Source organism: Klebsiella sp. WOUb02 (assembly GCF_050058015.1).
Taxonomy (GTDB): Bacteria; Pseudomonadota; Gammaproteobacteria; order Enterobacterales; family Enterobacteriaceae; genus Klebsiella.
In genome coordinates this window covers 3,636,786-3,649,195 of record NZ_CP170110.1, presented here as the reverse complement: position 1 = coordinate 3,649,195, position 12,410 = coordinate 3,636,786, and the positions used below count along the sequence as shown (strand labels likewise).

General features: G+C 55.1%; 12 protein-coding genes and 2 pseudogenes. 7 read left to right on the top strand and 7 right to left on the bottom strand.

All coding sequences use genetic code 11. The annotated features are described in order from the left end of the window. The first annotated feature begins 74 nt into the window (after positions 1-74). Positions 75-1,232: a phage tail protein gene (locus ABOC21_RS24640; protein ID WP_426813602.1), complete on the top strand. Its 1,158-nt coding sequence runs from the start codon at positions 75-77 to the stop codon at positions 1,230-1,232. A 127-nt stretch (positions 1,233-1,359) separates the two neighbouring features. On the opposite strand, the gene ABOC21_RS24635 is transcribed toward ABOC21_RS24640, so the two are convergent. The 6 genes and pseudogenes from ABOC21_RS24635 to ABOC21_RS24610 all read right to left on the bottom strand — a co-directional run bounded on the left by ABOC21_RS24635 (position 1,360) and on the right by ABOC21_RS24610 (position 6,769). Then, complete coding sequence (locus ABOC21_RS24635; protein ID WP_426813601.1) at positions 1,360-1,848, bottom strand: phage tail protein; 489 nt, start codon at positions 1,846-1,848, stop codon at positions 1,360-1,362. A 10-nt stretch (positions 1,849-1,858) separates the two neighbouring features. Beyond that, complete coding sequence (locus ABOC21_RS24630) at positions 1,859-4,555, bottom strand: phage tail tape measure protein (RefSeq protein WP_426813600.1); 2,697 nt, start codon at positions 4,553-4,555, stop codon at positions 1,859-1,861. Next, positions 4,545-4,685 carry a GpE family phage tail protein gene (locus ABOC21_RS24625; protein WP_032415160.1) on the bottom strand — a complete coding sequence of 47 codons (141 nt, stop codon included), beginning with the start codon at positions 4,683-4,685 and terminating at the stop codon, positions 4,545-4,547. The genes ABOC21_RS24630 and ABOC21_RS24625 overlap by 11 nt, the downstream gene beginning before the upstream one ends. Before the next feature lie 32 nt (positions 4,686-4,717). Next, positions 4,718-5,017 carry a phage tail assembly protein gene (locus tag ABOC21_RS24620; protein ID WP_406905169.1) on the bottom strand — a complete coding sequence of 100 codons (300 nt, stop codon included), beginning with the start codon at positions 5,015-5,017 and terminating at the stop codon, positions 4,718-4,720. Between the two features lie 54 nt (positions 5,018-5,071). Next, positions 5,072-5,587, bottom strand: a complete 516-nt coding sequence (locus tag ABOC21_RS24615; RefSeq protein WP_023328126.1) for a phage major tail tube protein — start codon at positions 5,585-5,587, stop codon at positions 5,072-5,074. Then, positions 5,587-6,769, bottom strand: a pseudogene (locus ABOC21_RS24610) (phage tail sheath subtilisin-like domain-containing protein). The gene ABOC21_RS24615 and the pseudogene ABOC21_RS24610 overlap by 1 nt, the downstream one beginning before the upstream one ends. Positions 6,770-6,922: 153 nt before the next feature. Between ABOC21_RS24610 and ABOC21_RS24605 the strand changes: the two are divergent. The 6 genes and pseudogenes from ABOC21_RS24605 to pfkA all read left to right on the top strand — a co-directional run bounded on the left by ABOC21_RS24605 (position 6,923) and on the right by pfkA (position 11,780). Beyond that, a pseudogene (locus ABOC21_RS24605) lies at positions 6,923-8,078 on the top strand (phage late control D family protein). Positions 8,079-8,122: 44 nt separating this feature from the next. Further along, positions 8,123-8,371, top strand: a complete 249-nt coding sequence (locus tag ABOC21_RS24600; protein WP_426813599.1) for an ogr/Delta-like zinc finger family protein — start codon at positions 8,123-8,125, stop codon at positions 8,369-8,371. 110 nt (positions 8,372-8,481) lie between these two features. After that, positions 8,482-8,814 (top strand): zinc ribbon domain-containing protein, encoded by a 333-nt coding sequence (locus ABOC21_RS24595; protein ID WP_048757645.1) that lies wholly within the window; start codon positions 8,482-8,484, stop codon positions 8,812-8,814. A 4-nt stretch (positions 8,815-8,818) separates the two neighbouring features. Further along, positions 8,819-9,475 (top strand): type VI secretion system-associated protein TagO, encoded by a 657-nt coding sequence (locus tag ABOC21_RS24590; RefSeq protein ID WP_426813598.1) that lies wholly within the window; start codon positions 8,819-8,821, stop codon positions 9,473-9,475. A gap of 242 nt (positions 9,476-9,717) precedes the next feature. Beyond that, positions 9,718-10,614: a CDF family cation-efflux transporter FieF gene (fieF, locus tag ABOC21_RS24585; protein ID WP_426813597.1), complete on the top strand. Its 897-nt coding sequence runs from the start codon at positions 9,718-9,720 to the stop codon at positions 10,612-10,614. 203 nt (positions 10,615-10,817) lie between these two features. Continuing rightward, the gene (gene pfkA, locus ABOC21_RS24580) at positions 10,818-11,780 is read left to right on the top strand and encodes a 6-phosphofructokinase (protein WP_132731810.1); all 963 of its coding nucleotides are present in this window, start codon (positions 10,818-10,820) and stop codon (positions 11,778-11,780) included. A gap of 57 nt (positions 11,781-11,837) precedes the next feature. On the opposite strand, the gene rraA is transcribed toward pfkA, so the two are convergent. Beyond that, on the bottom strand, positions 11,838-12,323 hold the full coding sequence (gene rraA, locus ABOC21_RS24575) for a ribonuclease E activity regulator RraA (RefSeq protein WP_095105378.1): 486 nt from the start codon (positions 12,321-12,323) through the stop codon (positions 11,838-11,840). Between the last annotated feature and the right edge of the window lie 87 nt (positions 12,324-12,410).

The following is a 12,410-nucleotide window of genomic DNA, read 5'->3' as shown; positions in this document are numbered from 1 at the left end:
AACCCGATAGCGAGTGCAGCTACGTAGAGTATCGATCCAACTGATAACCGTCACACAATACGGAATCAATCAAGATGAGCAAAATTTTTAAATCGCTAATTACGACCGCCGGCAGGGAGAAAATAGCTACTGCAATCGTTAACGGGGATAAGGTCGTTTTCTCTCAAATGTCTGTCGGTGATGGCGGCGGTAGCGCAACAACCCCCGATGAAGAGCAAGCCTCATTAGTGAATGAGCTTTTTCGCACCCAGCTGAACAGCCTGAAATTGTCCGATAGCGACAGTATTATTATCGCCGAGATGATTATTCCCCCGGAGGTGGGCGGATTTACTATCCGGGAGGCGGCATTATTTGATGATGCCGGCGAGTGCATGGCGGTTGCCAATGTCCCGGAAACCTATAAACCCGCACTGGCGGAAGGCTCGGGGCGCTTTACCATCCTCCGCATCTGGCTGGCAGTAAGCAGTACCGAGGTGGTTGAACTCATTGTGGATCCGGGGATCGTTCTGGCAACCGTAGAGGATGTGATTAATGCTGGTAACAACGCCAAAGACTATGCCGACGAGCAACTGAGCGAGCATGCGGCGTCACGAAACCACCCCGATGCAACGCTGGATGAAAAGGGATTTACCCAGCTGAGCAATAAGATTGATAGCGACGATCAGGAGAAGGCGGCGACTCCTCTGGCCGTAAAGCTGGCTATTGCCGCAGCCATCCGCTCAGCATGGGAGCTGGATAACCCCGTTGGTACAGTGAAATTCTACGCGCAGAACGTTGATCCCAATGAGCGCTATCCGTGGACTGAGTGGGCGTATACCGGGGAGAAAAAGACCATCCGTGTCGGCAACGCTAACGGTTCAGATATTGGCACGACTGGCGGTAGTGATACCGTCACCATTCAGGGAGTCAACCTCCCGGCAGTGCAGATTAACGTTAGTGGCGAAATCAGCAACCACCCGGAACAAACCCTGAGAACGGAACCTGCCGGCAGACACAAGCATGGTGGAGTTCCCAGCCGGGAAAACCCGTGGGAGATTGGCGGCGACATTAGCCAGCAATTTAACCCCGCCAACCTGGGCGAAACCGACGAAGTGGACGATCATGACCACGAGGTGATTATCCCGGAGCAAGAGCACACCTTCAGCGGTAAAACAGACAATCTGGGTAGCGGTGCCGCTCTCAGCGTTGTTGAATCTCACATCCTGTTGATGTGCTGGGCGCGGGTGGCGTGAGTATCGAGTACCGTCAAAATTAACAGTGCTGCAGGTCGCCAGAAATGGCGGTGCGGTACCGCCATCGTCAGGAATGGCGATGTTTGCCGGCAGTGAAAGCCCCTCACCGAAGGGGCTTTTTTGTGGGTTAAAACAGGCTGCTCAGCGAGTTTGAAACCGAGTTAACGGCTTTGGTCGCACTGGTCTTAAGGTCATCCAGCACATCACTGACCGACGACGTCTGTAGCTTCTCGCGAAAATCCGCATCGGCCCGACTCAGACTGATAGTGAACTCAATTTTTTTGGGGTTGCCGTAGCGGTCAAACTCCGTTTTTCCCCGCTCCAGACGTGTCATGACGTACATCCCGTAAATCAGCCCGTCACCTTCAATCAGAGGCCAGGGGCGACCGGCAAAGCCGATGGTCTCCAGCGCCGACAGCGACCACCGCCCGCCGGTGATTTCCGGGTAGAGCACACCGTCAAGAGTGATCGTGTCGTCACCGGGCCCGATGTACTGCCAGCCCGCCGATTGATTGACCCGGTCATTCTTAACGTGACGCCACTCCTGCGAGTGGCGCAGCTGCTGATACGGGACAGTGCGCAGCGTAAAAACAAACATCCCGAATACCATCATCATAAAAACCTCCTTACTCCCGATCGCGGAATGAACCACGGTTAGTTTTGTGGGTGTTGGCCATTGCATCGCGCACGGCGTTGCGCACCATCTTTTCAAGCTCCTGATCCGAGCGTTTGCCGACGTCGTTAAAGACCAGCTGGAAGAACGGCGCCGCACCCGAAGCTGCGGCGACCGGCGCAGAAGTCGCCCCTTGCGTCGCCGTCGGTACCGACAGAACGCCGCCGACGCGCGGCACAGGTTGCGGAATAACCCGCGCCTCCTGATAAGCCCCACGCAGCGCCAGCGCACGCGGCAGATTTTTAAAGACAATGTCGCCGGGGCCGACTTTCTTCGTGTTGTTGGCCGTTGCTTTGGTATTCGTATCGATGTTTTTCAGGTGACCCTGAACACCAGTGATAACCGGCGGCTTACTTCCCCCGGCTGGTTTCGACACCGTTGCCTGACCCAGGGGTAGTTGATGCCCGGCCAGCGCTGTCGCAGAGGCTTCAAGTTCCCGCTGTGCCTTGTCAGCCTGCTGCCTGGCCCTGTCTATCCCTTCAGGAATAAGATCCAGCTTTTCAAGCAGCCAGCCCACGCCATTCATTAACTGCTGTAGCGGCCACAGCAGGAAACTGAGCGCAGAACTCATCACCCGCCCGAAAGTCTCCCCGGCGGTAGCGCATTTATCCAGCGTATCCTTGCTGGCCTGCATCGGAGACAGCAGGTCTTTGAACCATCCCCACACTGCTTTAATGGCATCACCCAAGGAGGAGAATACTGGCGCCAGCGCTGAGAATGCATTCCTGAGCGGGGTTAATCCCTCCCATATCCCGCGAAGGAAACCACCAAAGAATGCTTTAATGGGCTCCCAGAATTTCCAGATAATCAGCCCAGCAGCGATAAACCCCAGCGCAATCACTCCGGGGATGCCGAGTAGTGTTGCAAGAATGACGCGCAGGCCGGAAAGAACCAGGTTAAGTCTGGCGATACTGGAGGTTGCGGTGATCGAAGACAGGCCGATGTTTTGAATAGCCAGCCTTAGCTTTGCAAAGGGGCCAACGTAGAAACTGACGGCGAGACTCGCTACGCCTACCGCTCCAGTCAGGGCCACAAGCGCGGCAGTGACAAGCACCAGAGTCTGTGTAAGCTCCGGGTTTTCACTCACCCAGTCCCGCAGGTTGTTGACGAAAGCCGTCAGTGTCTGCGTGATTGTCCGAAGGCTGGTATCCATCCCCGTCAGCACCTCCGTGCGCAGCCCGTCAAATGCCCCGCCCAGCTTGCTGATATCACCAGGCAGGTTATCGCGCAGGGTATCGCCCAGCCTGTCGGCGCTTCCCCTGGTATCGCCGAGACGATTAGAAACGTTCGCCAGCGCCGAAAGAAACGCCGGGATCTGGTCTATAGACAGGTCTTCAATCGGGGTACCAAAAAGCGAAATCGCGGCATTAGCCCTCGTCGCCGGATCCTGAATGGACAGCAGCCCTTTTGCGGTCTTCTCCATCGCCTTGCGCGCACTTTCGCCGCCGGTGGCTATCGCCGATGACATGGCTGCCGCGTCAAGACCGATCGCCTTGTAGGCGCTGACGCTGTTTTTTGACATGTCAGAGCCGCGAATGCTGAATTCCTTGATGGCATCCCCGGTTTTATCCAGCGCGAACTTACCCTGCTGAGCCATATTGACCAGCAGCGTCATGGTTTCCGCACCGGTAAAGCCCATGTTGCGGAAGTGGGTCGAATACTCGTGAAGGATTTCCGGCATCTCGCCGCGCATCTGCGTGGAAACGCGCTGCATGCCCGACGTGATAAGGTCGAATGCCTCATCACTGTTACGGGCTAGCCCGTTTTTCATCATGATCGCCGCCATCTGGATATGTTCCGTCATATCCCCGCCAAGGACGGCTTGCAGATCCAGCGCCTTGCGGGAAATGCGCGTGAGTTCCTCGTCACCTACCGCGCCGAGCGCGCCCAGCGTACTGCGAACACCCGCCACCGCCTCAGAGATGCGGGCTAAATCGCGACTGACGCCAGCGGCGTTAATGTTCTGAATGATGCGAGAGTAGCGACCGCCGGATGCTGCGCTCTCGCCATTCTGAGCAGCAATAACGGAGGCGTGTTCCTGTGTCTGAATTTGTGGCGCCATCAGCCGCGAACCCAGATAGAACCCACCGGCACTGGCCGCCGTCATCGCCAGCCCGGCGCCGCGCATCTTGCCGGCGATCTCTTTCGCGCGGTCATACTGCATGCGCGCTTGCGTGGCAGCAGCGAGCTGGCGGCGTTCACGCTCAAGGGTCTGGTTATATTGCTCGGTTCGGCGAATGGCGCTGGCTATGGTCTGACTACCACCCGCAAGGGAGACACCATGACGACGGAGCGCCTCGGAGGCCCCCCGGAGACTCTCTGTCTCTTTATCGCGTCGGACTTTGAGACGATCCAGCTTCGCCGCGAGATCGGTCATCTGCTGGCGTTGCTTATCCGTCAGCGTCGCACCTGACCGCTGGGCCTGTCTCAGCCCTTCCAGCGTACGGGTGGTGTCGTCGATAGTGCGGGAAGTTTTTTTAACGCTGTCGCGTAGACGGTTGAAGGCAGCAGATTGCCGCTCAACCTCTTTGATTGAGCCCTGCGTTTGCTTGAGGGAGTCCGAAAGGCCGCCAATAGCTTTACTGGCGGCACTGACCGGACGGGTGAGCTTATCAATGGCACTGAACGCAACGCGAATACTAAGATCCATCGTCGTCATCCTCCTGTTCATGGTTGCCGCTTCTGATGGCCGCCTTCTCGCGCCAGGCCATCAGCTCGCGCAGCTCCATGCCGTACATCTCGGAGGGCGGCCAGTGAAAAATAACTGCAATGTCGGCGATCAGATCGTCGACGTCAGAAAATACCGCCTCTCTTATTCGCTCCCCGTCTCCGCCGCGTTCGGTACGGACGGCGCCGGTTTCGTCAAAAAAGGCGTGATCTCTTCGCAGAGTGCAGTGAAGTCACCGGTTGCCAGCGCGGCAATCTCGGCGCTGGTCAGCTGCGGACTGGTGGTGCGCGTCAGCAGGGTGGAGACCGCATCAAAATCGAAGTTCAGCACGTCAACCAGACGCAGACCACGTAGCGAACCCGCCTGTTTGATGGTGTCAGTGATAGTGATGGTGATAATTTCCTGATCGCCGCGCTTAACCGGCTTACTGAGAATAACGGACATAGCATTTTCTCCGGGCGGCCATCAGGCCGCCTTAAAGGTGAGTAAAAAGGGCTATCAGCTGCCGAGGCCCAGCGCCGACATAATGCGATCCGGGTAGAGATTCTCCCCGTTGCGCTTGTAGATAAAGTTCAGCAGGTCGATTTCCAGCAGCGGCTTATCGTCCACCGACAGCTTGTAGTAGGTGTTTTTGATGGCGTAGGTGTGGTTGGTGTCATCGCCCTGCTTCGCATCACCCGGATCGATTTCGGTGATGCGGCCGCGCATCTCAACTTCCAGTAACGAGCTGGTACCGCCGCTGTAAAACTCGCCGACAAAGCGCAGGCGCATTTCGTCGATATCGCCGCCATATTTCAGGATCAGCTCTTCGACCACACCACCGACAATCATTGACGCGTCCAGCGCGCCGGAATCCAGCCCCAGATCAACCGCCACCGAACCGAGCATACCGCCGCCCTGGTAATCTTCGGTCTTGCGGGTCACTTTCGGCAGCGTCACGCTGGGGACTTTGCCGATATGGTTCACGCCGTCCACAAAGACGGTGAACAGCCGGAGTTTTTTAGGAATAGCCACTATTCACCTCCCAGCGATGCAAAAGCGGATTCGTAATACTGATCGGTGAATGTTTGGATCATCGTCAGATCTTCCAGCGGCGGCACCGGGCTGTAGTTATAGCGCACGATAGCTTTACCCTGGCGAATGCCTGTTACCGGGTTATCAACGACGTCATACCAGCAGGCCGCACCAATCAACTTGCCTGCTGTGACCAGCGCCTGAAGCTTGGCGTTAATCCCGCTCACCACGTCTTTCACGTTCGCGGGTGTCAGCGGGGTATCCACGGTGGTGAACTGCGCTTCTGCGATACTGTCTGCCAGAATCTGCGCGGTTCGCGTGTACACCTCGAAAATGAATTCTTCGGTCTCGGTGGTGCGGTTGCCCCAGAAGCGGAAGCCATCGCGCTTAATGAGCGTGGTGATCTCGTTGGCGTTCAGCTCGTTGGCGTCGGAATCTTCCGCCTGCAACGCCCAGAACACATCCTTCGCAATCCCCAGCACATTTTTCACCGGCACGTTAGACAGTGATTTATGCCAGCCCTGCTCGTTATCGATAAGCGCCCGCAGACCCAGCGCATAAGCCACCGCCGGGAATTCTTCATTCACACCGGTCAGCGGGTTATAGGCGATGAAGTTCGGCCAGATCAGCATTCCCTCGCGCTCCGCAAACGTCTCGCGGTAGGTTTTCGCCTCCGCGATGGTGTCGCAGCCGTCGCAGTAGCTGTATGAGAACGCCCGCAGTCTGCTTCGCGATAACCCGCAGCTGCGCGGTCACTTCGGCGGTGTCGTACTCCGGAATGCCGAGAATGCGAGGGCGATAGCCGGTTTTCTGCTCCGCCGTCAGAAAGGCAAACATCCCGGTGTAGCTGCCGTCAGCCTGCGTGCCGCCGATAATCAGCTGCGACTGTGTCGGATCGTCCTCGCCAGTTCCGGCCTCTGCCACGCGTACAACAATCACGCGGGTGCTGACCTGGTCGGAAATAGCTTTCAGCGATTTGTAGAGCGAACCGGTTTTACCTGCTTTGCCGAGTACGCTGATAACCCGCGTCACCAGCACCGGGGTGTTAAGTGGAAAAGTAAGAGGGTCGGCGTCTTCGGCTACCGCGACCAGACCAATGACCGTTGAATCAATGTCATTGATCGCGGTCTGGAGGTCGGTATTTTCCTTGACGCGCGCCCCGTGAAAAAAGTTGTCGGTCATACTCTACCGCCATCATGTTGAGTGAGTTCGCGGTCATCATCGCCGGGATGGCGGGCCGCTGTCGTGCCTTCAGGGTTGTGACCGGTCTGTCACAACAAAAAGCCATCGCCAGTATCGCGCGCGCATGAAAACATCAACGGCGGGGGAATGCATATGGCACTGACGACAGACACTATCGACAAAGCAAAAGCGTTGCTGGACGAAGGGGCGCAGCGATTCCAGGACTATCAGTCCGAACTGTCGCGAGTACCGGCCTTCAGTATCCTGATGGGCGGCAAAGCACTGACGCAGCTGGATCCGCGTATCATTTCGCTGGAGCTGACCGACAACCGCGGATTTGAGGCCGACGAGCTGACTATTGCTATCGACGACAGCGACGGATTGATCGAACTGCCGCCGCGTGGTGCTGAGTCTGTCGGTGTCGCTGGGGTGGCAGGGCGAGCCGCTGGTTTACAAAGGGGTTTACACTGTTGACGAGGTCGCGCATTCAGGGCCGCCAGACAGGCTGGAGATCACCGCCCGCAGTGCAGATTTTCGGGACGAGTTCAACGTCAAGCGCGAGGTGTCATGGCATGACGTGACGGTTGAGCGCATCGTGTCAGCCATCGCCAGGCGTTACAAACTGACGCCGGTGATTTCCGAGCAACTGATGAGCGCCGAGATTGACCATGCTGACCAGACTCAGGAAAGCGATATGTCATTTCTGACGAGGATGGCCGACCTGCTGGGGGCTATTGCCACCATCAAAAACGGTAGCCTTCTGTTTATCCTGCCGGGTGGTGGCGTCAGCGCGAACGGCAAAGCCCTGCCGGAGTTTGCGATCACCCGCTCCAGTGGCGACCGGCATTCCTTCCGCATCGCTGACCGTGACGCTTACACCGGCGTGCAGGCGTACTGGCTGGATCTGGAGTTCGGCAAAAAGAAGAAAGTCACCGTCAAGGAACGCAAGAAAAAGACCGAGAACAAGCCGCGCAGCAGCGCAAGGGAAGGGGATTATATCGCCGGTGAAGACGGCAACGTATTTGTGCTGCGTACAACCTTCAACAATGAGATCGCCGCCCAGCGGGCCGCTGCGGCAAAGTGGCAGCAGCTCAAACGCGGCGCTGCCGAATTTAATATGACACTGGCTTACGGCCGCGCAGATCTGTACCCCGAGATGCACGGCACGGTATCGGGATTTAAGACGGATATAAATAATCAGGACTGGATAATTGCGAAGGCCACGCACACGATCGACGACGGCGGATTTAAAACGCAGCTGGAGCTTGAAGCGAAAATACCTGAATGGATTGCAGAAACGGAGTCGTAGCAGCCATAATAACGGTGAGTTCAACTCCCGCCCGGGAGGCCATCATGTTCAAGTGTCCTATTTGCGGTGCCGTTGCTAAAACGCGCACCAGTAGCCCATTGAGTAATACCACCGTTCGCCATTATCACCAGTGCCAAAACTTTGAGTGCAGCATCACTTTTACCACACTTAACAGCGTTGAAAAGCTGGTAACAAAGCGCGGCCATCGCGAAAAGTTGCCGCCTGGCTTTATCCCCTCAGATGCGTTTCCGTCATCCCACTATGGCGATCCGCAATTAAGTCTCGCCGTATAAAACAAGCCCCGCATTTCGCGGGGCTATTTTCTTGTCAATTCAGAGTAATCCGATAAAATCAAAATGTTTTGTAACAAATGGCAATTATTAAATAATTAAGGGGATGCATTATGGCTTTGGTCAGTTGTCCGGAATGCAGGAAGGAAGTAAGTGATTCCGCTTTGAGGTGCCCATCTTGTGGCAAGCAGCTAAAAAAACCACGCCGCTCAATTTTTGGGAAGTTAATTAAATGGGTATTCATCCTGTTTAATATCTTCATGATCTACGCTGTTTTTAAGGGGTTAGGTGGCAGCGGCGAGGTGATCAGTCAAGCCTCATCGGACGCGGAAAGAGCCGGGGCCGCTTTGGGAGCTGGGTTGGGAATGATGGCTATGGGGACCATTTGGGTTATTGGTGATGTAATAATCGGAACCCTTGTATTTCTCACAAGACCAAAGGGATAACCACATGAAGAAGAGTTGTTTATTTCTTGCGACCTTCTTCGGTGCGCTCATTTCTTTGGGGGTTCACGCGCAAGAAAAGCCGAAACCAAAGACAGAGGAAGCCCCCACAGTAAGCAAAGATGATTTGGCAAAGTGCCAGGCCGAGGAAAACGGTACAAAAAGGTTAGGTTGCTACGATCTGTTGTTGCCGCCAAATGAGATACAGAGCCCGGAGGAAAAAAGCGACACAGGGAAGTGGCAAGTATCAACGGTCGAATCAGATATTGATGACTCGACAAATGTTTTTGCTATGCTGACAGCCGATTTACCGATCTCATCAAATTTTGGAAGAACCTCCACCCCCGTACTTTTTATTACATGCAGAGAGAGGAAGACTGAGTTATTCATTAACTGGGATGTCTATTTAGGACTTGGTGAAACCTCTATGCTTCACAGGCTTGATAAGCAAAAGGCGGTCACAAAAGTGTGGGATATATCAGGTAATACAAAAGCAGTTTTCTACAGGGGCAGGACAATTGATTTTATCAAGAGTCTTGAGAAGTCTGGAAAAATGCTGGCGCAGATTACTCCATATAATGAAAATTCAGCTACCACTACTTTCGATCTCAAGGGACTTTCAGAGGCCATCAAACCACTACAGAAGTCATGCGGGTGGAAGTGAGCGCAAAAGGAAGCCACGGGTAACCGTGGCTTTTTGTCGATATGGTCGCAGTGTGGACACTGCTTGATAAAAATCCTTTTTTATCAGTTGGATGATGCCACCCTTAGCGCACCATCCCTGTCTTCCCCCACATGATGTGGGGTTTTTTTTTGCCTGTCATTCAGCTAAACGACCCCCCGCTTGCCATCCGTCGTCGCAATAGATCGGGTTATACTAAGCGCATTGCGGGTGAAGGAGCGTTTATGAATCAATCTTATGGCCGGCTGGTGAGTCGTGCGGCTGTTGCGGCGACGGTGATGGCCTCCACGTTACTTTTGATCAAAATTTTTGCGTGGTGGTACACCGGTTCTGTGAGTATTCTGGCTGCGCTGGTGGACTCGCTGGTGGATATTGCCGCTTCGTTAACCAACCTCCTGGTGGTGCGCTATTCGCTGCAGCCTGCCGATGAGGAGCATACCTTTGGCCACGGTAAGGCCGAGTCGCTGGCGGCGCTGGCGCAAAGTATGTTTATCTCCGGGTCGGCACTGTTCCTGTTTTTAACCGGCATTCAGCATCTGGCGCGCCCGGAACCGATGCAGGCGGCGGGCATCGGGATGATTGTGACCCTGATTGCGCTGCTCAGTACGCTGGTGCTGGTGACGTTTCAGCGCTGGGTGGTGAGAAAAACGCGGAGTCAGGCGGTGCGCGCAGATATGCTTCATTATCAGTCTGATGTTATGATGAACGGCGCTATTCTGGTGGCGCTGGGCCTCTCCTGGTACGGCTGGCATCGTGCCGATGCGCTATTTGCGCTAGGAATTGGCGTCTATATTCTGTATAGCGCGCTGCGCATGGCCTATGAGGCCGTCCAGTCGCTGTTAGACCGAGCGCAGCCTGATGAGGAACGTCAGGACATTATCAATATCGTGACCGCATGGCCGGGCGTCAGCGGAGCACACGATCTACGGACGCGGCAGTCAGGGCCGACTCGCTTTATTCAAATACATTTGGAAATGGAAGATAACCTGCCATTGGTTCAGGCGCACGTCATTGCCGACCAGGTGGAGCAGGCGATTCTGCACCGTTTTCCGGGTTCTGATGTCATTATCCATCAGGACCCCTGTTCTGTGGTGCCGCTGGCGCGGCAGGGCGTTTTTTAAGCTTTGAGTTATAGTCTGTAAACTCGATGTAAAAATGTGGGGCAGCCCGGCATTATTTGTATAAATTACCGCCGTTTGGTCTGACCTGAATCAATTCAGCCAGAAGCGTTTGATATACTATTGCAATTATCGTCGTGCACTCCTGATAAGGGAGCGCTTCAGGCAACAGGATTATTTTTTGCTTCCTAAGTTCAGAGGTAGTCATGATTAAGAAAATCGGTGTGTTGACAAGTGGCGGTGATGCGCCGGGCATGAATGCGGCAATTCGCGGCGTTGTGCGCGCGGCATTAACGGAAGGTCTGGAAGTTTTTGGAATCTATGACGGTTACCTCGGGTTGTATGAAGATCGTATGGTCCAGCTCGACCGCTATAGCGTTTCCGATATGATCAACCGTGGCGGCACCTTCCTGGGGTCGGCGCGTTTCCCGGAATTCCGCGAAGAGCATATTCGCGCCGTGGCCCTTGAGAACATGAAAAAGCGCGGCCTGGATGCGCTGGTGGTTATCGGCGGTGATGGTTCGTATATGGGGGCGATGCGCCTGACTGAAATGGGCTTCCCATGTATCGGTCTGCCGGGCACCATCGATAACGACATCAAGGGCACCGACTACACCATCGGTTTCTTCACCGCGCTGAGCACCGTTGTTGAAGCAATCGACCGCCTGCGCGACACCTCTTCTTCCCACCAGCGTATTTCCGTGGTTGAAGTGATGGGCCGTTACTGCGGCGACCTGACCCTGGCAGCGGCGATTGCCGGCGGCTGTGAGTTCATCATGGTGCCGGAAGTAGAATATTCGCGTGACGATCTGGTCGCAGAAATCAAAGCGGGCATCGCCAAAGGGAAGAAACACGCCATCGTGGCGATTACCGAACATATGTGCGACGTGGACGAGCTGGCGCACTACATCGAGAAGGAAACCGGCCGCGAAACCCGTGCTACCGTTCTGGGCCACATTCAGCGCGGCGGCTCTCCGGTTCCTTACGACCGTATCCTGGCATCCCGCATGGGCTCATACGCGATTGAACTGCTGCAGCAGGGCTTTGGCGGCCGCTGCGTCGGTATTCAGAACGAGAAGCTGGTTCATCACGACATCATCGACGCTATCGAAAACATGAAGCGTCCGTTCAAAAATGACTGGCTGGATTGCGCGAAGAAACTGTACTAAGTTTCGGCGTGAAACAAAAAGGCCTTCTCTCTGAGAAGGCCTTTTTTATTGGGCGGGTTATTCGATATCCAGCGCATCCTCGGAGAGGATGATTCCGGTATTATCGGCGTACAGATGGTCGCCGGAGAAGAAGGTCACGCCGCCGAAGTTGACGCGGACGTCGCTTTCGCCGATGCCTTCACCCGCGGCACCTACGGGAATGGCCGCCAGCGCCTGGATGCCGATATCCAGCTCTTCCAGATCGTCTACCTGACGTACCGCGCCGTAAACCACCACGCCTTCCCACTCATTCTGCACCGCCAGACGCGCCAGGTCTGCGTCAATCAGCGCCCGTCGGACGGAACCGCCGCCATCGATCAGCAGAATATGACCACGGCCGTTCTGTTCGAGCATATCGTATAGCAACCCGTTATCCTCGAAACATTTCACCGTGATGATTTGTCCACCAAACGACGACCGTCCCCCAAAGTTGGAGAACAGAGGTTCCACTACGTTGACATCCTCCTGGTAGATGTCACAAAGCTCGGAAGTATCGTATTTCATAGGCTTAACGTTCAGTTGCTGCGAGAGTTTTTAGTATATCTCGCGAAACCCATTGTTGGCAAAATCATCAATTGTTAATTGATATTT

Coding starts and splice junctions, on each gene's coding strand:
- ABOC21_RS24640 (WP_426813602.1), top strand. CDS start 75: ATGAGCAAAATTTTTAAATCGCTAATTACGACCGCCGGCAGGGAGAAA.
- ABOC21_RS24635 (WP_426813601.1), bottom strand. CDS start 1,848: ATGATGATGGTATTCGGGATGTTTGTTTTTACGCTGCGCACTGTCCCG.
- ABOC21_RS24630 (WP_426813600.1), bottom strand. CDS start 4,555: ATGGATCTTAGTATTCGCGTTGCGTTCAGTGCCATTGATAAGCTCACC.
- ABOC21_RS24620 (WP_406905169.1), bottom strand. CDS start 5,017: ATGTCCGTTATTCTCAGTAAGCCGGTTAAGCGCGGCGATCAGGAAATT.
- ABOC21_RS24600 (WP_426813599.1), top strand. CDS start 8,123: ATGTTCAAGTGTCCTATTTGCGGTGCCGTTGCTAAAACGCGCACCAGT.
- ABOC21_RS24595 (WP_048757645.1), top strand. CDS start 8,482: ATGGCTTTGGTCAGTTGTCCGGAATGCAGGAAGGAAGTAAGTGATTCC.
- ABOC21_RS24590 (WP_426813598.1), top strand. CDS start 8,819: ATGAAGAAGAGTTGTTTATTTCTTGCGACCTTCTTCGGTGCGCTCATT.
- fieF (WP_426813597.1), top strand. CDS start 9,718: ATGAATCAATCTTATGGCCGGCTGGTGAGTCGTGCGGCTGTTGCGGCG.
- pfkA (WP_132731810.1), top strand. CDS start 10,818: ATGATTAAGAAAATCGGTGTGTTGACAAGTGGCGGTGATGCGCCGGGC.
- rraA (WP_095105378.1), bottom strand. CDS start 12,323: ATGAAATACGATACTTCCGAGCTTTGTGACATCTACCAGGAGGATGTC.